Source organism: Rickettsia africae ESF-5, from assembly GCF_000023005.1.
Classification (GTDB): Bacteria; Pseudomonadota; Alphaproteobacteria; order Rickettsiales; family Rickettsiaceae; genus Rickettsia; species Rickettsia rickettsii.
On sequence record NC_012633.1, the window covers coordinates 1,022,088 to 1,041,031 of the forward strand.

Sequence of the window (18,944 nt, forward strand, 5' to 3'; positions counted from 1 at the left end):
GTACCTAGTATTAAAACAATCAAACGTGAGTCAAGATATCCCACATTTGATAAGGAAATAACCTAATATTTTGTTTCAATAGTTTCTAAACTACGAGCTGTAGCATACTATATATTGTATATAATTACAAGCATCGCTATAGTTTTTTTATAAAGTTTTAACAAATGTTATATTTTTACCACATTGGCGTTATGCCTTATCAGTGTCATCTCGTGGCTTGACCGCGGGATCCAAAAAAATAACTTAATAAGTATACATTTTTGATTTTTTTAGATGGATACCGCTACAAGCCCGCAGTATGACACCAAGCACTGGATCCCGTGGTCAAGTCACGGGATGACGAACTAATTATCCCCCTAATCTTTGTTAAATATTAGCACTTCAGCAGTATTTGCCCATTTTAGCATTTCGTCGTATTTAGTATGCCAAATACGCATAATTTCTTTTTCATATTCTACAATTTGCTCTTCGAATCCTTCAAATTGTTTCACCATTTGACGTGCTTTAGAAAGTATCGTGTCATTAGTAACGTCAAAAACTTTTTGCAAATGACGGTCTTGTTCTTCTTTATAATTTAAATGAGCTGCTCTACCAAGCTCGGCATCTTTATGCATATTTTCACTTCTTATCTGTATTTCAAAATTACGTTTAGAGTGTAAAAGCTGCATTATATTATGAAGAGACTGATAGCCGTTACTTTTTGGTCTATTGATATAATCTTTAGTATATAACCAATCTAAATGCGGAGAACTCTTAACTACGTCCAAAGCATTATAGCATAGAGCTTTAGATTTAACTATAATCCTACATGCAATTAAGTCTTTCAATGCATCAATCGGCACTTCTTTCCTTTTCATCTTTTTTAAAACAGAATAAGGGTCTTTAAGACGCATATATATCTCATTTTCTATATCTGCTTTATTTAAATCTTCTTTAAGCAGATTAATAATATCACAAATCAAATCCCCTCCTGCTACCTAAAATTCTCTATATCTCTATTCTTAGTAAATATTACCTATAGCTTTTAGAACTTAAATCCACAAGACTGTTCATAACACTATTCAAGTAATTTATAAAATTAATTCTTTAACTAAAAATTAAAAAACAGATTAATAGTAAAAATAAATTTTTTCAATATAATTGTTTAATTAATTTTAACTTAGATTAATTGGATAAGTTCCTTAATAGCCATTTTACGGCTAAATACCTGCCGTTGTGCAGTTCTGTTGTCATCCCGTGGCTTTATGACCACGGGATCTTACATCACAGACTGTGTCCTAAGATACCGCGGTCGAGCCGCGGTACGACATTAAATGAATAATAGCCTTACGCAATAAACAAGTCAGAAAATTTATCTATAGAACTTTCCGAAACACTACATAGGACTTCAGACATTTTGTTAAATTCTCCGGTACATTCAAGCACTATATCTACGCCTGCATCTAAAACTTCTTTGGTCATATCTGCCATACTACCGCTTAAAGCTTTCATATCTATTGCATCAGAAATAATAAGCCCTTTAAAGCCGATATTATTTTTAATATAGTCTATCACTTTTTTTGATAGGGTGGCAGGATTCTCAGGATCAAGAGCTTTATAAATTATATGTGCTGTCATAGCAAGTTTAATATTATCGTGCTTCGCGAGCTCCTTAAATACTTTAAAGTCTGTTTTTGCTAACTCTTCTATATCAACATCGACAATCGGTAATTTTTTATGGCTATCCACCGTAGCTCTACCATGGCCCGGAATATGTTTTATACAAGCCCCGACTTTCTCTTCTTGTAATCCGTCTATAGCAGCTAAACATAAAGGCACGACTACTTCCGGCTCCCCGCCGAAACTTCTATCGCCGACTATCTTGTCTGCTCCTTCGTGGAGCAAATCCGCTACCGGTGCAAAATCTAGATTAATGCCTACTTCTCTCAGCTCTTTCGCAATATCACTATAATTTTGTTTACATGCTTGGGGATCAGTAAAAGTTTGAGCAGCCGGAGCGTCATAAAAAGTCGGTGCTATAAGCCTTTGTACCCTACCGCCTTCTTGATCTATAGAGATGATAGTATTTTCCCCTAATACTTCTTTTATATCTGCAATAAGCTTAATAAGGGCTTCTTTAGCCTGCGCACCGTTATCATTCTTTCTAATATTACGACGGAATAAAACTACACCTAAAGGATTATGCTCTTCAAATAATTCTCTTTCGGCATCGGTTAATTCAGGACCAGATATACCTATAATTACTGGCTTTACCATTTGTCTTATTGTCATAATATGTTCCTTTCTTTTCTTTAAAACGTGATATGACAAGTACTATACGCACGTCATCGAGGAATCGGCAAGAATTTTTTTTATTTGAAGAGACAAATTATGGAAATTGGTAAGTAATATATCGATTCTAGCGGTAGAAAGAGATGTAATATCTTTATTTAAAGATTTTTGGAGTAGATCAATATCATTAGCAGTATAATATTTTCTATTATTTATTTTATAATTAGATAAATCAGGGTTTTTTGTCTCTAGATATCTTAATTGATGTAAAGCAATATTTAAATGCTTAATCACTTCACTAGCAGAATAATATTTTTTTGTTAGCTTATTGTTTGTCATATACTCCGAATACAGATTTTGTTGCATGGCTCGTTTTATGTCATTCCCGCGTAGGCGGGAGTCCCAAAAATAACCTTAATATTGATACACATTATTGACACAGTAAACCTAAAAAAACAAGTTTTTTATAGGTTTTACTGGATTCCTGCTTTCGCGGGAATGACATAAAAAGCATTTTCCGAGACATACAACAAGCCAACAAATTATAACGAAGTTCATCGAGTAGATTCATTAATTAAAGCTTTTAATTTAGAAGAAGGGACAAAACGTAAATGCTTTTTTGATTCTATAATTACCGGTGCTTTGGTATGAAAATTTATTCCGGGACGTGGATTTTTTTGTTTCACCTCAAAGCTACCAAAATTCTTTAAAGTTAATTTTTGCTCTTTTGCTATTTCTAAAATATTAGAAAAAACCGTATGAACTATTTCCTCGCATAAATTATTTGAAAAACCCAATTTAGAGCTTAACATAGCTGCAATTTTTGCTTTGGTAATAGTCATAAATAATACCGGTTTTTTAAGGGTATATTGTCTGCAGTCATTGCGAGGAGAAACTATAAGTTTCGACGAAGCAATCTCAGAAGTTGATCCTACTTTATGAAATTGCCGCGTCGATGCTACGCATCTCCTCGCAATGACATTAAAAAATTACGAATTTGCTTTTTCTTTATCGTTATTATATTCGTTAATATTTTTATTTAGCTCTTCTAATTTATCCACTAGGTGCTGACGTATTTTTTCTTGCTTCTTGCTGCCTGCTTTTTTATAAGCTTCCATTTTTGCTTTTACAGCATCTATAGATTTTTGCAGTTCTTCACCTTTTTTATCTTTCTGATCTTTCACATTCTTTTTTATCTCTGTAACGCTTTGGGCTATCTGATCATAAGTATTGCTTAAGGTCTGATTAAATTTATCGGCTCCCGTTTGTGCTAGGTTCGTTAAATTGTCTTTTAATGCCTGTAAGTTTTCGGTAATTGTTTTTGTACTGCTTGTAGCTACTTCTGCAATTTGCACTTCATTTGCTTTTGTTTCATCCTTGGTAGGCAAAGCTGCAAAAATACTAGGTGTTAATAATAAAGTAGCGGTAGCACCTAATGTTATTAAAAATTTTTTCATTATATTCTCCAATTATTTATGTTTATTATTATATTGTTCAACTTTCTTACTTAAATCATCAAGTTTTTTCACAAGAGTCTGTCTATATTCTTCCACTTTATCATCTTTAATTTTCTGATAATCCTGTAACTCTTTCGTTAAATTTTTATATTGCGCTTTTATAGTTTCTAAAGAATGGTCTTTACTATCCTTAGCATATTCCTCTAAATCATTAATGTTGACGGATAATTTATCTGCTACTTCATGACATTTTTTATTAAAATCGACAGTAATAATTTTAGCAGAGTCCTTAAGATTTAAATGTAATTCTTCAAGTGCTTCACTTATAGTGCTTATAAAACCTCTTTATTGAAATAGTTAATAAAAATTAAACTTAAATATTATATACCGGTACCATAAATAATATAATTATAAAAAGCAATTTTAAATTTATTTGATATAATAACTATATATTCAATAAAGTACATATTGAATATATAGTTATTATATCAAATAAATTTGAGGGTGTTATGACATTAGAACTAGGAAAAAAACTTCCTGATTTATCTTTACACATAGGTCAAGATAACGTAATTAAACTATCGGATTTAAAAGGAAAATTCGTAATATTATATTTTTATCCGAAAAACGATACACCTGGATGTACTATTGAAGCACAAGATTTTAACAAGCTAAAACCGGAATTCGATAAACTTAATACGGTAATTATCGGAGTATCCAAAGATAAGCTTGACTCTCATGATAAATTTAAAGAAAAATATAGTTTAGGATTTGATTTAGCCTCTGATGCAAATTCAAATTTATGCGAACAACTAGGGGTATGGATAGAAAAATCAATGTTCGGTAAAAAATATATGGGTATTGATAGAGCTACGTTTTTACTTGATAAGGAAGGCATAGTTAAGCATATTTGGCGGTCGGTAAATGCTAAAAATCACGCTCAAGAAGTACTTGAGAAATTACGGACTATGCTTTCTTAAAATGTCATACCGTGGCTCATTTTTTTGTCATTGCGAGGAAATTGCATAGCAATTGACGAAGCAATCTCAGGATATTTGACGAGATTGCCACGCAGCCTACGGCTGCTCGCAATGATGTTTCATTTCTTCCATCTATTGTGAAACCAAAACCATTGAGCAGGATTTTGCTTAACCCATTCGCCTAGCATTTGATTAATATTAAGCATAATATTATAGCAATCGGCTTTATTATCGCCGGTTTGCTCAAACTTTAATTGCGGGTGAACTATTACTTTAAAATAACTGCCTTTAGTTCTAATGATTTGGCAAGGTATAATTGGATATTTATACTGCAAAGCAATTTTAGCGATGGCGCTTGCAGTCATAGCAGGATGCCCTAAAAAAGGCACTTCAATTCCATCGTTCATTTTTTGATCAACAAGCATAACAATAGATTCACTCTCCTTGATAGCCCTAACTAAAGCTCTGCTACCTTCAGGACCTTTCGGTATAAGTCTTAATTTATCACCGGCACGACTTTCATTAACCAACTTGTTAACATACGGGTTATTTGCTTTACGATAAATTACGGCAACTTTCGGATAAAATTTATGAAGAATCTTAATACTAATATCCCAATTGGCAAAGTGACCGCCAAATAATAAAAAAGGTTGTCCTTCAAGTTTTTTAATATTTTCTATGCCGATTATTGTGATTCTACGCTCTAACTCGGCTTCATCCATCTTGCTAACATATGTAAATTCACCGATAAACCTACCAAAATTATCCCAAGTTTGATCTATGATTGTTTCAACATCACACATATCGCCGAATACTACTTTAATATTTCGTCTAGCAATTTTATTAACAGCAAATAATGTACCGACTTTTCTTGCTATAAAACTACAAATATCCGCCGCTTTATCTACACCGAATATTCCTATTACTTTCAGGAATATAACAACGATAAAATACTCAATTAAATATCTAAGCTTTTTTAAAAATTTTTTCATTTAATAAATCAGGATGGTTTATAGATAATTCTACATCTAGACAGACAATATTATTATTTAAATCATTAAACTTAACATGATCTTTTCTTGTAGTAACTAAAGTAGCATTATGCTCTTTAGCTAATGAATATAAATTTTCTAAATCTGCTTGTAAATAATTATAATGATCAGGAAAAATTTTGTAACCGGTTATATTTAATCCGTAATTTTTTAAAGTCGCAAAGAAACGCTCAGGATTACCGATACCGCTAAAAGCAAAATAATTTTTAGTTTTATCTATATTATTTGAAGGAACTATCTGAGCATTTATTAACTTATTGACATAAGGAGTTAAAATATTTGGTATTTTATCTTGGTGGCTACTGACTAAAAAAATTAAATCAGCTGCATCAAGGGCTTTATTTGGATATTGTCTTAAAGGACCAGCAGGAATTAGAAAACCGTTGCCGAAAAGCCTTTGGCTATCTACTGAGACTATAGTAAAGTCTTTATGAAAATAAGGATTTTGTAGGAAATCATCAACTATTATTATATCAGGTTTAAGCTCGTTAAGTAACGGCACAATCTCTTTAATATTTTTAGTAGCAATAACTGCTCCGTACTTTGCAAGTATTACCCCCTCATCTCCTACCTCTAATGCTGTATGTCCTTGATGTATGGTAGTTGCACTTGTAAGGTTACTACCATAAGCCTTAGTTACTATTACAAAACTTACATTTCTAGCTTTTAGTAATTTGGCTAGATACATTACTATCTGCGTCTTACCCGTACCTCCTACGCTACAATTACCGACACAAATAACTTTAGCAGGCAACATAATAGGACGTGCTAAACTAGCTCGTAAATAGCCTAAAAATTGATATATCACGCTTATAGGCAAAAGCAAATAAGCTATAATATTTCGCTTCTGCCAAAATTCAGGATATAAAAGTTTGATCATAGTTTAACATTTATGGTAGTTAAAAATAAAGTCAAACGGATTGATTGCTTTATTATCTAACAGAATTTCAAAATGCAAATGTTCACCCGTTGCATTACCAGTGCTTCCTTGTATACCGATAAATTGACCACGCTTAATTTTATTTCCTTCCTTGACTGACATTTCTTTTAAATGAGCATATTTCGTAACAAATTTGCGTCCATGTTTAATCTCAACAAAATTCCCGTAATCAGGTGCTCTAGCGGCTTTTATAACAATTCCGCTTGCTGCTACATATATCGGTGCTGCTTTTTTAGCTTGTAAATCAATACCGCTATGGAAACATTTCTTTTTTCTTTTCTTTTTATGAGGACTTGTCCTAGTTCCGTAATGGCTAGTAATTTTCGGCTCATATTCCGACATCATAAGTGGTATTGTACTAATTATTTTATCAAGCTTGGTTAATTCTGAGATATTATTCCTATGAGTTTGTTTGTTTGCAAAATAGCTAGCTTCCGGTTTAGAGAGAAACTTATATTTTGAATGTAGTTTCGTTACAACTGCCTTTATATTAGCTATTTTTATTTCAGCTGCTTTATTAAATTCTGCCAGGTTTTTATTATGTAATTTGTGTAAAAAAATCTTATTTTGTTTAGGGTTATTAATTATTAGACCTAAGTTTTTTGCATATATACATTTGCTATTTTTGTTTGTTAAATCATACTGTACTACTAAATCCGCATGGCTGATTTTATATTTTTGTTTTAATTGAGATGAAGTAGTAGCAAGTAACGTAGTATCACTAGATTTTTTAATACTGCTACAACCTTGAACAAGAAAAACTATAAACAGTAAAAAGATATATTTTTTAAAAGACATTAAAGATAAATGTATGTAAATTTCAAATTAAGAGTGCCACTTAAATATTCTGTTAATTTCTCTAATTCTCCTCTAATATTTGGAGGGTTAATTAACATTAACCCACACTTTACCATATTTTTATCACTATTTAAAAGCTCATATTCAATAATCATAGTTTCTTTAAATCCGATATTTTTGTAATTATGGTAAACATCACGGACTAAAGATAAATCTTTTATAGGATACCAAATTAAGACAGTATTATTAAGAACTCGTAGCTTAATTTTTTTAAGTGCTTCAAGTAATTTTTGAAACTCATTTTTTACTTCAAAAGGCGGATCAAGAAAAATTAATCCTCTATTCTCTTTAAATGGTAGCAAAGCTTTGATAGCATTATAAGCATCTATATTATGCGTATCATTTGGTAATAATTTTTTTAAACTTAAATAATCGCTTGGATGAAAGTTCGCAGGCAATTGAGCAATCATTTGGTCTTAATAATTGCTTAATTATAAAAGGTGAACCTGGGTAGTGACTTTTGCCTGCTATATTTATTATATTTAAAAAAGTTTGTAAGAGCTGAGGAATAGGATCGGTAGCTTGCAGTAATTTATTAATTCCCGTATCGCTTTCTAGAGTTTTAGAAGCCGCCTCCGAGTTTAAATCGTAAAGACCTAGCCCAGTAAAAGCATCTAAAACCGCAAAAGGTTTTTCTTTTTTCTTGAGTTGTTCTAAAATACTAATTAGGACTAAATGTTTGACTATATCGGCAAAATTGCCTGCATGATAAATATGACGATAGTTCATTTTAAATTAATCATAAATTTCACTTCTATGACCAACTCGCACGCATGGCTCTATGTCATTCCCGCTTTCGCGGGAATGACATAGAGCATATACTTTATAAACCATATTTCTTTTTTAAGAATTCCGTTGCTTCTGCTGAAGTAAGTAATTTATCACTTTTATTATTGCTTCTTGCTAAAGCAGTTTCTGCATCTTCTCTATCTTCTTTTAGTTCACGTAAATAATTTTTAATGGCTTCTCGTATTAGTAGATTTAGGCATCTCGTCTAATTTAGCTACAGTAATTATATATTATATCATAGTATAACTTTACTGTGCAATCTTTCGTAAAAGCAGTGTAGATTAATACTATAGCCTTTAATTAGACATTCTTTAAGTAAGTTAGTAGCCCATTTTCTGAAAGCGATCCCTCTCTTAGAATTTACCCTATATCCTACTGATATTATCATATCTAAATTATAGTATTCTACTTGGTATGTTTTACCATCAGCGGCAGTATGTGCAAAATTTGCACATACTATATTGTCTAGTTTTCTTTCTTTTAGAATTTTATTAATATGTTTTGCAATAACTGTTCTATCTTTCTTTGTCAAAAAGTTTAGCATTGCCTAGAAAAAGTTGTTTTACAGTGTAGTTTAGCTTTCCGATGTCATTCCCGCTTTCGTGGAAATGACATCAAGTTTTTTATTTACTATCATTTAGTTAGCAATGCCTTGCTTTAAACATTTTTTATAAGCGTAAGCCATTCTTCTTCATCAATAATTTTAATATTAAGCTCTTTAGCTTTTTTAAGTTTACTGCCTGCACCAACGCCGGCTACAACTAAATCCGTGTTCGATGATACGCCAACTGCAACTTTAGCCCCAAGCTTCTCAGCCGTTGCTTTAGCTTCTGCTCTAGATATCGTCGATAAACTACCGGTAAATACGACTATCTTGTCCGTTAAACTACTCTGTTCTCTAGTCTCTTTATAATCTTCAATATTTAATATTCCACCAAGTTTTTTGATAAGCTCAATATTTTCTTTAACATCAAAAAAATCAATAATATCTACTAAAATCTTATCACCGATTCCTTCTAAATTGTTTAGTTTTTGATAAATATCAGGCTCATTTGTTCTAAGCAATTCCATTTGAGCTATAAAATTATTATAGCTGCCAAATTCTCTAGCAAGTAATTTAGCATTTTGTTCACCGATATGCCTTATGCCTAATGCATATATAAATCTTGGCAAACTAACGTTTTTTGATTTTTCTATATTTTTAAAAAGATTTTCTACTGATTTTTTACCCCATCCATCCATATTTTCAAGTTTTGCTAAGCTAGAGTCATTTTTTTCTTTTAAAAAGAAAATATCTAAAGGATTACTAATCAATCCCTTATCTATTAAAAACTCAACTTGCTTACGCCCAAGCCCCTCAATATCCATAGCATTTTTCGATACAAAATGACGGATACGCTCATAATTCTGAGCAGGGCAGTTAAGGCCATTATCACAGCGTATAATAATATCTTCAGGCGTATAATGCAATTTAGAATTGCATGACAGACAAAATAAAGGAGTATCAAACGTTTCTGTATCATTAGGACGTTTATCAAAATCAACTCCCATGATTTTAGGAATAACATCACCAGCACGTTGCAGGAATACATAATCCTTAATCCGCAAATCTTTTCGTGCAATTTCTTGGAAATTATGTAATGTTGCTCTGCTAACAGTTACCCCGCCTATTTCTATGGGTTCAAGTTCGGCTACCGGCGTTAACGTACCAGTTCTACCAACCTGTACAGTAATAGAAAGTAACTTTGTTTGTCCTATTATTGCAGGAAATTTATGAGCGGTAGCAAAGCGTGGACTTCGTGCAATAAAGCCCATTCTATTTTGCAGTACAAAATCATTTAGCTTATATACTACTCCATCAATTTCATAAGGTAAATTTTCTCTATTTGTTTTGAGATATTCGTAAAAGGCGAAAATTTCTTCTTCAGAACTCGCAAGTTTAGATATTTCATTAATATTAAAGCCACATTCTTTTAATTTTGTAAGTAATTGATCTTGTGAAGAAGCGAGATTCTGTTCAGTTACCCCTCCTGAATATACAAAATATTTGAGCGGTCTTTTAGCCGTAATAGAAGAATCAAGCTGACGAAGTGATCCGGCAGCAGCATTACGAGGATTGGCAAATTTATCCTTGCCCTGCTCGTCTTGTTCTTTATTTAGATTTAAAAAATCTTGTTTTTCAATATAAATTTCCCCTCGTACTTCTAAAAACTCCGGAACATTATCTATTTTATGAGGAAAATTTTTGATTGTTTTAATATTTGCTGTTATATCTTCACCGACATATCCGTCACCCCTTGTAGCTCCCGTTGTAAGCACCCCGTGTTTATAAACAGCAGAAAAAGACAAACCGTCTATTTTAGGTTCACAAAAGATAGGAGCAAACTCATTAAGGCGTAAGAAAATTTTTATACGGTCTACAAAATCTCTCACATCTTGCTCATCAAAAGCATTACTGAGAGATAGCATGGGTACTTGATGCGTAACTTTAGCAAATTTATTTGCTATTTTAGCCCCTACTTTTTTGCTAGGACTATTTTCTAAAATTAAATGAGGAAATTTTTGTTCTAACTTGAGATTGGTATTAAATAGCTGATCATACTCGCTATCAGAAACTAAAGGATTATCTTCTATATAATAAGCATGGTTATACGCTGCAATTTTATCAGCGAGTTCTTCTAGTAATTTTTGTGCTTCCTCTTCAGATATTAAATCAATATTTTGCATTAGTAGTTCATACTTTTATTTTAATTTACAATCAAATCCAATTCCTAAAATTTTTATTTTCTTCAAAATCGCTAATTGCTCGTTTTAGTCTTTCAGCATTTTTAGGACTTTTTAACAAGTATAGTTTTCTCCATAGCATTATGATCTTCAAGCGACATAATAACCACCGGTTTTTGTTTTTGTCTAGTTACAATCACTGAAGTGTGATCTGCACAAACTTTTTTCATAACATAACACATTTAAGTACGTTTACAATGTAATAAGGCATGTTTTATAACTAGTTACTTTAAGAATCAAAATCAAAATCTTTACCTAGTTTAATATATGCTCTAATACGGCTCATGAGATTTTGGAAATATGTTAAATTATGCCATGTCATTAGCATAGAGCCAAGTATTTCACCGATTCTAACTAAATGATGTAGATAAGCTTTACTATAGTTTCTACAAGCAGGACATAGGCAATCATGTTCTAGCGGCTTGTTATCATCGGCATATTTGCTATTGCGGATATTTACCGTACCGTATTTCGTAAAAGCCTGACCGTTGCGACCTGAGCGTGTCGGGATTACGCAGTCAAACATATCTATACCCCTGCTAACCGCACCTATAATATCAACAGGCTTACCGACTCCCATTAAATAACGCGGCTTATTTTGCGGCAGAAACTCAGGAGCATAATCAAGTACTTTAAACATAAGCTCCTGCCCCTCACCTACTGCAAGTCCACCTATAGCATAACCCTCAAAATCAAGTTCTACTAGATCCTTAGCCGATTGCTCACGTAATTCTTCGTAAACGCTACCTTGAATAATACCGAATTGTGCATAGCCTTCCCGCTTAACAAAAGCATTACGTGATCTATTCGCCCATCTAGTCGTAAGCTGCATAGAAGTTTTAGCTTCTTCAAAGGTTGCAGGGTAAGGCGTACATTCATCAAAAGCCATAGTGATTGTGCTACCGAGCAGATATTGTATTTCGGTAGAACGCTCAGGAGTTAACATATATTTATCGCCGTTAATATGAGAGCTGAAACTTACTCCCTCTTCGGTTATCTTGCATAACTTCGATAGCGACATTACCTGAAAACCGCCAGAATCGGTTAATATCGGCTTATCCCAATTCATGAATTTATGTAAGCCACCAAGCTGTACTATACGTTCGGCAGTCGGCTGAAGCATTAAGTGGTAAGTATTGCCAAGCAATATATCCGCTCCCGTTTCTGCTACCGATTCAGGTAGCATTGCCTTAACCGTTCCTCTAGTTCCAACTGGCATAAAAGCGGGTGTACGCATCTCACCGTGTGCGGTTACGATAATACCGCTTCTAGCTTTTTTATGCTGATGATGAATATTAAAAGAAAATTTTGACACTGATAATCACTTATTTTTAAAAGTAATATCTTAGCATACTATAGTTTATCCTGGAACATAAAAATTAAGATTAAAAGCAGTTGTTTTATGCTGTAATTTAGCCTTCCGATGTCATTCCCGCGTAATGATAATCTTTGCAACTCTAAATAATTATAGTCATCGACTTATTTTAATTACTTTATAGATTACTTTTCTTAAAAATGATAATTAAACTCTGTCATTCATAATATAATTTAATTTATAAGAGTTAAAATATGGAAAATAAAGAAGAAGAAACTTTAACCTTTGAGTGAATAATAGATGAAGAGGAGGAAAAGCGTTTCAAAGCTCACAATGCAAGAAAAGAGCTTAAGTTAATATTAATAACATTTGCTATTATTCTCACTAGTTTTTTAACTTTTTGTTATTTCTTTTTTAACTATATAGAAGAAAAAGCAGCAGGGTATAAATTACAGCAAGAACAAGAAGCAAAAATAAATAATAACACAAAATGAAATTGTTTAAATACAATGTAACCAAAAACTATTAATCTATTTAAAGTTAAAAAATTATTTGTTATTACAATTTTTACACTTTTGCTTTAATTGTAATCAACTATTATTAATATAAATAAAATAACTTTTATGGAAGATATAAAATCTTGGAAAGAAAAGTTTGAAATTTGTGTTTACGCTAAAAAGCTAGTTGATAAACTCGAATATTTAAACACTAAAGTAAAAAATCCTGTTGATATAGAGGAAGTTAAAACAGGTATCTACTACACTCGTAAATATCATGGTTCACAAATGCGTAAGTCAGGTGATCCGTATTATTCGCACCCGATCGAAGTAGCGATTATGCTTGCAAAGTTTGTAGCAGACGAAGCGCCTAAGCTTTTTACTTCTAATATGATAAATGCTGCTCTACTTCCACTATACTATTGAGGATACAGAACTTACTGAAAAGCTGATCATCGAAATTTTTGGTAAAGAAATAGCAAAACATGTAGAAGGTTTAACTAGAATTAAACCTCACGGACAAATCAGTGTCGAGGAAAGCTTAAACCTATTAATTAAGCAAAAAAGATAGGATACCGCACTTATAAAATTATTTTCGTATTCATAATGTACAAACATTAGCAGCTAAATCACCTGAAAAAGCGAAGCAGATCATTGTGGAAACATTTAAGAAGTTTCTAGTTGTTGCTATACATTTAGAGTGTTATGAAATTGAAGAAAAGTTTAATGAAATTTGCTATAGGTTTTTATACAAAGATAAATTTTCTCAACAAAAATAAATATCATTATTCACTATGAATAACCTGTTTCTTTTTCCAACTTTTGAAAATGATTTAGACCAAACATACAAATTATAAGTAATGGAACCATCACAACAAACAAACCATATTGACCCCAATATTTTGTTAAATATATAATTCCAAACGAAGTAATTATACACATTAAGGCTCTAGAAACAGCATATATCATACTACTGTAAAGCGTTGAAAAACCGGAGCCTAAAAAAGATTGAAACAGCAGGAACAGTATCAAATGAACATATTATCAAACCTATTTGAATTAAAAGAAGCTGGAAAGGTATAGTTGTACTTTTTAAAAGGTATGGTGCAAATAGAATAAATATAAGAGTAAAGCTAATTTTACTCTAAGAATTTTTAAAGGATATATTTTATAACTTAGAAAACATATTAAAGACATACTAGCTAGGTAGAACATTGAAATAATAAAATTATGATGAATAACCTGAGCTGCACTATATCCAAATGCATTCTTTAAAACTTCACCACAAGTAATATAAGTATAGTAGAAAATATGGGCCAAGCACAACCATTATGAAAAAATATATAGTTGTCTTCTTATTAGGTTTTTGGTAAAAAATCTCATCGTTTTTTAATTCTTTTTTGTCGATATTTGCTTTTTCATATTTTCGTAAAAGTCTAGCACTTGCATCTACAAAATCAGGCGTTTCTCTAAGATGAGCTTTAGCGTAACCTCTCACAACTGCAATAATTGCATCTATCCAAACGGCAAGACGCCAATTAAATCCTTGAGTAGTAACTAAAGATACTATAGCTAAAGCTACAGTTGTCCCAATTACTGATGCTACGGCAATAAAAGAAACTACGGGATATTGTATAGGTGGTTTTGTAATTTCAGTTAAATAAAGTTCTGCTACTACTATTTCACCTACAGAAGCTATACCTTGAATTGCACGGCAAATTGTGATTAATACAGCAGCAAAATAACCTACTTGCTCATAATAAGTAGGAGCATTTGCCATAATTATACAGGATAAAGCCATTAAGGTAGATAATAATAGTAGATTTTCGCCCTAATTTATAATCACCTATTCGACCAAAAACATATGCTCCTAGTGGTCTAAATATAAAGGTAGAACAAAAGGTAAAGGCAGAGAGAAGAGCAGCTGCACTCGCATCATATTTAGGAAAGAACAATTCATTTATACTGCTAAATGGACGTACAACATTAAATCAAAATACTCAAGCAAAGTAGCTGTAGATAAAATTCCCGTGGCTGCTTTTTGGTCGCTTGTTAAACTTCTCTGTTCTTTTTCATAGCCTAGCATAAATTCTTTACAAAAAATTAAATTGTAAAGAAATTTATACTGTTTTATATAAAAGTCAATAGAAAATTTCACTTTACACGATAAATAAGAAAAGGAAGTGCAACTTAATATATGCCGTGAATTGATAGAAAAAAGCTATAATATATTGCGATGTTTTTTATAGTTGTAATTATATAGATTTAACTGTATTCCCCAGCAAATAGTAACGTTAAAAGCAAGAAACAAACTAACAATTAGTACTTTCAATTTACTTCATTTTATTAGCATGGATAGATATGTGATAAATAAACTAATTGAAAGAAAAAATAAATAATGTACAGTAATAATGGTTCATTTTTAGATTGAACAGCAAAAATACTATACTATCATTAGTAGTGATAATTAAATATATTCAAAATATGCTTTTTCAATCACTAAATTTATACTCTATCTTAGTTGCAGGTCTTACAGCTACTTTTATCGTGTTTATGCGTCAATTATCTTATTACAAACAGCAAATTATTAATAAGGATTTAAAAATAATACCTGCATATTTTGATAAAAAAATGTTATATAAAATTCTTAATAATAACTGCGATAGATATTCTGCTCTTGAAATGATTAAATCATATTTTAAGTTGAAAACTGCAAGATCGTTATCATATGAAGAACTTGAAAATGATAAGCAATTAAGCGAATTATTTAGAGATTCTTTAAACTATTTTATTGATGATTTTATATCAAAATCCGATAAATCAGTTACAGTAAATAAAGTGTTTAGTATACAAGATGAACATAACAATACTCATAAATCATATGCGTTTTTAGAGAAAAATAAAATATCGGACAAAACACATCAAATGCTTATATATGTCAAAGTGCATTATATAATGACCAAAGACGACGAAGAAAGCTTAAACACTTTCATACACTTGGCTAAGATAATGTAGATTTCCCAAAAACAAAATTAGACACTCAAATAACAAATTTAAATTTAAGAGTGAGCTTAACGAAGTCGTATAAGCGAATCTTACCAAATTCGGTATCAAGAGCTTAATATTGAAACTATATTTTTAAGTAAGACAGAGTTATTTAAAGCTCGGTTTAGAGTTACCTAAACCGAGAAATAAATTACTACTTACCTAAAAGTGGATATGTAACATTTTTTAAGAATTTTCTTTTAATATAAGTACATACTAAAAATGTCAGTACGGTACTTGGAACATAGCGAATTATCGTAGGTAAATATCTTATTAAGGTCTTAGTTGAGACTAAGTCAGTAAACGACGTACTGATGCTCTCTACTAACTCTCTACTTTTTGATCTTTTGATCTTAAACAATCTAAAGTACGATATCTATTTTTGTATTTTAAATAACATCTAACAGCTTCAATAACCATAGAAGATATAATAGAAATTATTCCGCTTTGCATAAGAAAATAAAATTCCAGACTATCCGAACAATAACAATAATTAGCAATAATTATTAAAACTAAACCTAAAATATTAAAAAAATAGACAAATGGTTTGCCATAAGATTTCTCTTCTTGCTTAATGCTACTTTTTAATAATTAATATATTAGAGATTTTAACATGGAATTACTTATTTCATAAGAATAGCGAGCAATACACCTGCACCAAAAGCGTAAGCGAGATTCCGCAAAGGGTGGTCACGTGTCAACTCACATAAATCCGCTACATTAGCTTTACCTTTATCCATTCCTTTATCTTTATAATGTTCCATAACGGGATGATAAATTACCTAACTGCTCATCTAGAATATCTCTGGATTACCTTTTAAATTACGTAATCTTGACACTAAGCTTTCAATATCTTTTTTGATACCTTCGACATCTGCTTTAGCAGAGTTTGAATTTGATTCTTTCATAATTTACTCCTTTATTAGTTTACATTTTGTTAAGCAAATTATTTTGCCTACAAAACTTATACGATGCTTCTATTATAAGAACTTTACAATAGCTTAAACAATAAAAAAACCGAATCTAAACTAGATTCGGCTAAATTTAATGATTTTTTATTTCGTATTACTTCTACTTACTACCGAATGAAGAAACAATTTTATTAATTAATGACTCAATATTAATTGCTGATTGAGTATATTTTATCTCTTCATTAGCCGCTAAATTTTCATCGTCATTACCCGGTACAATTGAAATATATTTACCTCCAAGTAACCCACTGGTGACTACTTGGGCTTTAGAATCTTTAGGTATTTTAACATCATCATTAATATTTAGATATACACTTGCATCAAAACTATTTGGATCTAAAGTAATTTGCTTTACACTACCGATTTTTATACCTGCAATCATTACGTCACTTCCAACTGCTATCCCTTCCGCACTTTGGAAATGAGCAGTTACCTGATATCCTTTTGAGCTAGTTATAGAACTACCTGTTTTGTAGGCAAAAATCAAAAATAGCAAAGCAATAATTAATACTACAAAGCCTATAATTGTTTCAATAATGTTCTGTTGCATTGTTTTTTATATTTTATTAATTAATTACGGTTGCCATCTATTATATTTAAGATTTGATGTTTTAGGCAGCTTTTTAACTATTTTATTATTCTTTTGCCATGGAAAAAGCTGAATATTTTTTGGTATCTCATTTACTAAATGATGTAACCAAGCGTGCCAACTTGGCGGAATTTTTGTAGGTTCATTTACATTTTTATAAATAACAAACCTCCTTGGACGCCCTAAATAACCAATATTACGGCTTTCATAATATTGATTCAAAAACTCATCTTCTCCTACTTTTTTGTGAAAAAAAGTAATAAAACACTTATCTATCCAAGACATTTTAAAATTTCTATAGCAGTTTCTCTTCCTTGCACTGCAAGTTTATCGGCAACAATATTACCGCTATTATTTGCATGACCTTTTACCCATTTCCAAATAATAGTATGTTTACTCAATTCTGCGTATAATTTTTGCCATAAATCGGCATTTTTAACGGGTTCATTGTTGCTTTTACACCAATTATTTTTTATCCAATTATGAATCCAAGCGGTAATTCCTTGTTGCAAATATTTACTATCGGTATAAATCTCAATATTACAAGATTTTTTTAAAATCCTCAAGGCTTCAAGTGCTGCCGTAATTTCCATACGATTATTAGTCGTATCTAACTCATACCCAAATACTTCTTTGCTAGTATCATTAAATTGAAGCAAAGCTCCCCACCCTCCGGGACCTGGATTACCTGCACATGCACCATCAGTATATATCACTACTTTTGAATCCATAATATGCATTAACTAGGTTTAGAAGAATTACGAAACTTATCTAACATTATAACATTTGGACTTGAAGATGATGATGAAGTCTGATCACTTTTATTATTACTTATTGCCTCTTCATGTTGAGGATTTTCATGTATATTTAACGACTGATTAAAAGTGAGATTGTAATTATTATTGGAATCAACAAAGCTAATAAGTGCATCAAAAGGTACGTAAATTATTTCTTTAACACCGTTAAAACTTACCGTTAAAGAAAAGCCCGTATCATTTACTATTAAATTTTCAAACTGATATTGCAGTACTATTGTTATCTGTTTCGGATATGCCTGTTTAACTTTTGAAGGTAAAATTACTGCAGGGTTATCGGTTCTGTACGATATGTATATTAACTGATCCCAATATAAATTTTCATGCTGAATTTTTGTTAGAATTTTTTTCACAAATTCTAGCATATATTCATGCACAAATTTTTTATATTCAATATTCATACGAGAAAAATAAATAAAAATAAGTCAACGAAGTTTAATTTGAACAGTTTAAGTCATTGCAAGGGAAAACTGTAAGTTTTGACGAAACAATCTCAGGAGTCCTACTTTATGAGATTGCCACATTCTCTACGTTCGCCTGCAATGACAAGATCAACCGTTTTTAGGCAATGCCAATTTTTC

At 31.4% G+C, this 18,944-nt stretch carries 23 protein-coding genes and 3 pseudogenes; 5 read left to right on the forward strand and 21 right to left on the reverse strand.

All coding sequences use genetic code 11. The features are described from left to right. Positions 1 to 356: 356 nt before the first annotated feature. The 5 genes from RAF_RS05535 to RAF_RS05555 form a co-directional block, all read right to left on the reverse strand. The gene (locus RAF_RS05535; protein WP_012719965.1) at positions 357 to 962 is read right to left on the reverse strand and encodes a guanosine polyphosphate pyrophosphohydrolase; all 606 of its coding nucleotides are present in this window, start codon (positions 960 to 962) and stop codon (positions 357 to 359) included. Between the two features lie 364 nt (positions 963 to 1,326). Beyond that, positions 1,327 to 2,271 (reverse strand): beta-N-acetylhexosaminidase, encoded by a 945-nt coding sequence (gene nagZ / locus RAF_RS05540; RefSeq protein WP_016830931.1) that lies wholly within the window; start codon positions 2,269 to 2,271, stop codon positions 1,327 to 1,329. A gap of 42 nt (positions 2,272 to 2,313) precedes the next feature. After that, entirely contained in the window at positions 2,314 to 2,610 is a 297-nt protein-coding gene (locus RAF_RS05545; RefSeq protein ID WP_014273726.1) for a MerR family transcriptional regulator, read from the reverse strand. A 215-nt stretch (positions 2,611 to 2,825) separates the two neighbouring features. Beyond that, on the reverse strand, positions 2,826 to 3,113 hold the full coding sequence (locus tag RAF_RS05550; RefSeq protein WP_004997606.1) for an HU family DNA-binding protein: 288 nt from the start codon (positions 3,111 to 3,113) through the stop codon (positions 2,826 to 2,828). A gap of 147 nt (positions 3,114 to 3,260) precedes the next feature. Next, a complete protein-coding gene (locus RAF_RS05555; RefSeq protein ID WP_012719967.1) occupies positions 3,261 to 3,728 on the reverse strand; it encodes a hypothetical protein in 468 nt (155 codons plus the stop codon). A gap of 509 nt (positions 3,729 to 4,237) precedes the next feature. Between RAF_RS05555 and bcp the strand changes: the two genes are divergently transcribed. Further along, positions 4,238 to 4,708, forward strand: a complete 471-nt coding sequence (gene bcp, locus RAF_RS05560) for a thioredoxin-dependent thiol peroxidase (protein ID WP_012719968.1) — start codon at positions 4,238 to 4,240, stop codon at positions 4,706 to 4,708. A gap of 119 nt (positions 4,709 to 4,827) precedes the next feature. On the opposite strand, the gene RAF_RS05565 is transcribed toward bcp, so the two are convergent. From RAF_RS05565 to rlmJ, 4 genes and pseudogenes are all read right to left on the reverse strand, one after another. Next, on the reverse strand, positions 4,828 to 5,700 hold the full coding sequence (locus RAF_RS05565) for a lipid A biosynthesis lauroyl acyltransferase (RefSeq protein ID WP_012719969.1): 873 nt from the start codon (positions 5,698 to 5,700) through the stop codon (positions 4,828 to 4,830). Then, positions 5,675 to 6,640 (reverse strand): tetraacyldisaccharide 4'-kinase, encoded by a 966-nt coding sequence (gene lpxK / locus RAF_RS05570; protein WP_012719970.1) that lies wholly within the window; start codon positions 6,638 to 6,640, stop codon positions 5,675 to 5,677. Before lpxK ends, RAF_RS05565 begins: the two co-directional genes overlap by 26 nt. Positions 6,641 to 6,643: 3 nt before the next feature. Continuing rightward, a complete protein-coding gene (locus tag RAF_RS05575; protein ID WP_012719971.1) occupies positions 6,644 to 7,498 on the reverse strand; it encodes a M23 family metallopeptidase in 855 nt (284 codons plus the stop codon). Beyond that, positions 7,498 to 8,287: pseudogene (gene rlmJ, locus RAF_RS08880) on the reverse strand (23S rRNA (adenine(2030)-N(6))-methyltransferase RlmJ). Before rlmJ ends, RAF_RS05575 begins: the two are co-directional and overlap by 1 nt. A gap of 44 nt (positions 8,288 to 8,331) precedes the next feature. Here rlmJ and RAF_RS09050 point away from each other — a divergent pair. After that, the gene (locus tag RAF_RS09050) at positions 8,332 to 8,511 is read left to right on the forward strand and encodes a hypothetical protein (protein WP_155813506.1); all 180 of its coding nucleotides are present in this window, start codon (positions 8,332 to 8,334) and stop codon (positions 8,509 to 8,511) included. Between the two features lie 71 nt (positions 8,512 to 8,582). Here the strand turns inward: RAF_RS09050 and rhuM are convergent, their stop codons facing one another. The 4 genes from rhuM to tgt form a co-directional block, all read right to left on the reverse strand. Beyond that, positions 8,583 to 8,891 carry a RhuM family protein gene (gene rhuM / locus RAF_RS08235; protein ID WP_012719972.1) on the reverse strand — a complete coding sequence of 103 codons (309 nt, stop codon included), beginning with the start codon at positions 8,889 to 8,891 and terminating at the stop codon, positions 8,583 to 8,585. 113 nt (positions 8,892 to 9,004) lie between these two features. Further along, a complete protein-coding gene (gene ligA / locus RAF_RS05590; RefSeq protein ID WP_012719973.1) occupies positions 9,005 to 11,074 on the reverse strand; it encodes an NAD-dependent DNA ligase LigA in 2,070 nt (689 codons plus the stop codon). Positions 11,075 to 11,175: 101 nt separating this feature from the next. Further along, positions 11,176 to 11,301 (reverse strand): type II toxin-antitoxin system Phd/YefM family antitoxin, encoded by a 126-nt coding sequence (locus RAF_RS10090; protein ID WP_083762123.1) that lies wholly within the window; start codon positions 11,299 to 11,301, stop codon positions 11,176 to 11,178. 59 nt (positions 11,302 to 11,360) lie between these two features. Then, a complete protein-coding gene (tgt, locus tag RAF_RS05595) occupies positions 11,361 to 12,446 on the reverse strand; it encodes a tRNA guanosine(34) transglycosylase Tgt (RefSeq protein ID WP_004997587.1) in 1,086 nt (361 codons plus the stop codon). Positions 12,447 to 12,739: 293 nt separating this feature from the next. Between tgt and RAF_RS10095 the strand changes: the two genes are divergently transcribed. Then, a complete protein-coding gene (locus RAF_RS10095) occupies positions 12,740 to 12,940 on the forward strand; it encodes a hypothetical protein (protein WP_234943947.1) in 201 nt (66 codons plus the stop codon). Between the two features lie 129 nt (positions 12,941 to 13,069). Continuing rightward, entirely contained in the window at positions 13,070 to 13,369 is a 300-nt protein-coding gene (locus tag RAF_RS05600) for a bifunctional (p)ppGpp synthetase/guanosine-3',5'-bis(diphosphate) 3'-pyrophosphohydrolase (RefSeq protein ID WP_041471936.1), read from the forward strand. Between the two features lie 853 nt (positions 13,370 to 14,222). Here the strand turns inward: RAF_RS05600 and RAF_RS10100 are convergent. Continuing rightward, on the reverse strand, positions 14,223 to 14,744 hold the full coding sequence (locus RAF_RS10100) for an MFS transporter (RefSeq protein ID WP_234943888.1): 522 nt from the start codon (positions 14,742 to 14,744) through the stop codon (positions 14,223 to 14,225). A gap of 159 nt (positions 14,745 to 14,903) precedes the next feature. Next, positions 14,904 to 15,029, reverse strand: coding sequence for a hypothetical protein (locus tag RAF_RS10105; protein ID WP_014411011.1), 126 nt, complete (start codon positions 15,027 to 15,029; stop codon positions 14,904 to 14,906). A gap of 398 nt (positions 15,030 to 15,427) precedes the next feature. On the opposite strand from RAF_RS10105, the gene RAF_RS05615 reads away from it, so the two are divergent. Beyond that, positions 15,428 to 15,958 carry a hypothetical protein gene (locus RAF_RS05615; protein WP_041472041.1) on the forward strand — a complete coding sequence of 177 codons (531 nt, stop codon included), beginning with the start codon at positions 15,428 to 15,430 and terminating at the stop codon, positions 15,956 to 15,958. Between the two features lie 184 nt (positions 15,959 to 16,142). On the opposite strand, the pseudogene RAF_RS05620 reads toward RAF_RS05615, so the two are convergent. From RAF_RS05620 to RAF_RS05645, 6 genes and pseudogenes are all read right to left on the reverse strand, one after another. Continuing rightward, positions 16,143 to 16,564: pseudogene (locus RAF_RS05620) on the reverse strand (hypothetical protein). 47 nt (positions 16,565 to 16,611) lie between these two features. Further along, positions 16,612 to 16,896, reverse strand: a pseudogene (locus RAF_RS10645) (hypothetical protein). A 163-nt stretch (positions 16,897 to 17,059) separates the two neighbouring features. Then, a complete protein-coding gene (mlaD, locus tag RAF_RS05630) occupies positions 17,060 to 17,509 on the reverse strand; it encodes an outer membrane lipid asymmetry maintenance protein MlaD (RefSeq protein ID WP_012719978.1) in 450 nt (149 codons plus the stop codon). A 24-nt stretch (positions 17,510 to 17,533) separates the two neighbouring features. Then, entirely contained in the window at positions 17,534 to 17,833 is a 300-nt protein-coding gene (locus tag RAF_RS05635) for an NADH-ubiquinone oxidoreductase subunit NDUFA12 family protein (protein ID WP_012719979.1), read from the reverse strand. Beyond that, a complete protein-coding gene (gene rnhA, locus RAF_RS05640; RefSeq protein ID WP_012719980.1) occupies positions 17,821 to 18,288 on the reverse strand; it encodes a ribonuclease HI in 468 nt (155 codons plus the stop codon). Before rnhA ends, RAF_RS05635 begins: the two co-directional genes overlap by 13 nt. Continuing rightward, positions 18,288 to 18,764 carry an SspB family protein gene (locus RAF_RS05645; RefSeq protein WP_012719981.1) on the reverse strand — a complete coding sequence of 159 codons (477 nt, stop codon included), beginning with the start codon at positions 18,762 to 18,764 and terminating at the stop codon, positions 18,288 to 18,290. The genes rnhA and RAF_RS05645 overlap by 1 nt, the downstream gene beginning before the upstream one ends. Positions 18,765 to 18,944 lie beyond the last annotated feature (180 nt).

Bases quoted from the DNA above. Each gene is read 5' to 3' on its own strand.
- nagZ (WP_016830931.1), bottom strand. From the start codon at position 2,271: ATGACAATAAGACAAATGGTAAAGCCAGTAATTATAGGTATATCTGGT.
- RAF_RS05545 (WP_014273726.1), bottom strand. From the start codon at position 2,610: ATGACAAACAATAAGCTAACAAAAAAATATTATTCTGCTAGTGAAGTG.
- RAF_RS05550 (WP_004997606.1), bottom strand. From the start codon at position 3,113: ATGACTATTACCAAAGCAAAAATTGCAGCTATGTTAAGCTCTAAATTG.
- RAF_RS05555 (WP_012719967.1), bottom strand. From the start codon at position 3,728: ATGAAAAAATTTTTAATAACATTAGGTGCTACCGCTACTTTATTATTA.
- bcp (WP_012719968.1), top strand. From the start codon at position 4,238: ATGACATTAGAACTAGGAAAAAAACTTCCTGATTTATCTTTACACATA.
- RAF_RS05565 (WP_012719969.1), bottom strand. From the start codon at position 5,700: ATGAAAAAATTTTTAAAAAAGCTTAGATATTTAATTGAGTATTTTATC.
- lpxK (WP_012719970.1), bottom strand. From the start codon at position 6,640: ATGATCAAACTTTTATATCCTGAATTTTGGCAGAAGCGAAATATTATA.
- RAF_RS05575 (WP_012719971.1), bottom strand. From the start codon at position 7,498: ATGTCTTTTAAAAAATATATCTTTTTACTGTTTATAGTTTTTCTTGTT.
- RAF_RS09050 (WP_155813506.1), top strand. From the start codon at position 8,332: ATGGCTCTATGTCATTCCCGCTTTCGCGGGAATGACATAGAGCATATA.
- rhuM (WP_012719972.1), bottom strand. From the start codon at position 8,891: ATGCTAAACTTTTTGACAAAGAAAGATAGAACAGTTATTGCAAAACAT.
- ligA (WP_012719973.1), bottom strand. From the start codon at position 11,074: ATGCAAAATATTGATTTAATATCTGAAGAGGAAGCACAAAAATTACTA.
- RAF_RS10090 (WP_083762123.1), bottom strand. From the start codon at position 11,301: ATGAAAAAAGTTTGTGCAGATCACACTTCAGTGATTGTAACTAGACAA.
- RAF_RS05600 (WP_041471936.1), top strand. From the start codon at position 13,070: ATGGAAGATATAAAATCTTGGAAAGAAAAGTTTGAAATTTGTGTTTAC.
- RAF_RS10100 (WP_234943888.1), bottom strand. From the start codon at position 14,744: ATGGCTTTATCCTGTATAATTATGGCAAATGCTCCTACTTATTATGAG.
- RAF_RS10105 (WP_014411011.1), bottom strand. From the start codon at position 15,029: ATGCTAGGCTATGAAAAAGAACAGAGAAGTTTAACAAGCGACCAAAAA.
- RAF_RS05615 (WP_041472041.1), top strand. From the start codon at position 15,428: ATGCTTTTTCAATCACTAAATTTATACTCTATCTTAGTTGCAGGTCTT.
- mlaD (WP_012719978.1), bottom strand. From the start codon at position 17,509: ATGCAACAGAACATTATTGAAACAATTATAGGCTTTGTAGTATTAATT.
- RAF_RS05635 (WP_012719979.1), bottom strand. From the start codon at position 17,833: ATGTCTTGGATAGATAAGTGTTTTATTACTTTTTTTCACAAAAAAGTA.
- rnhA (WP_012719980.1), bottom strand. From the start codon at position 18,288: ATGCATATTATGGATTCAAAAGTAGTGATATATACTGATGGTGCATGT.
- RAF_RS05645 (WP_012719981.1), bottom strand. From the start codon at position 18,764: ATGAATATTGAATATAAAAAATTTGTGCATGAATATATGCTAGAATTT.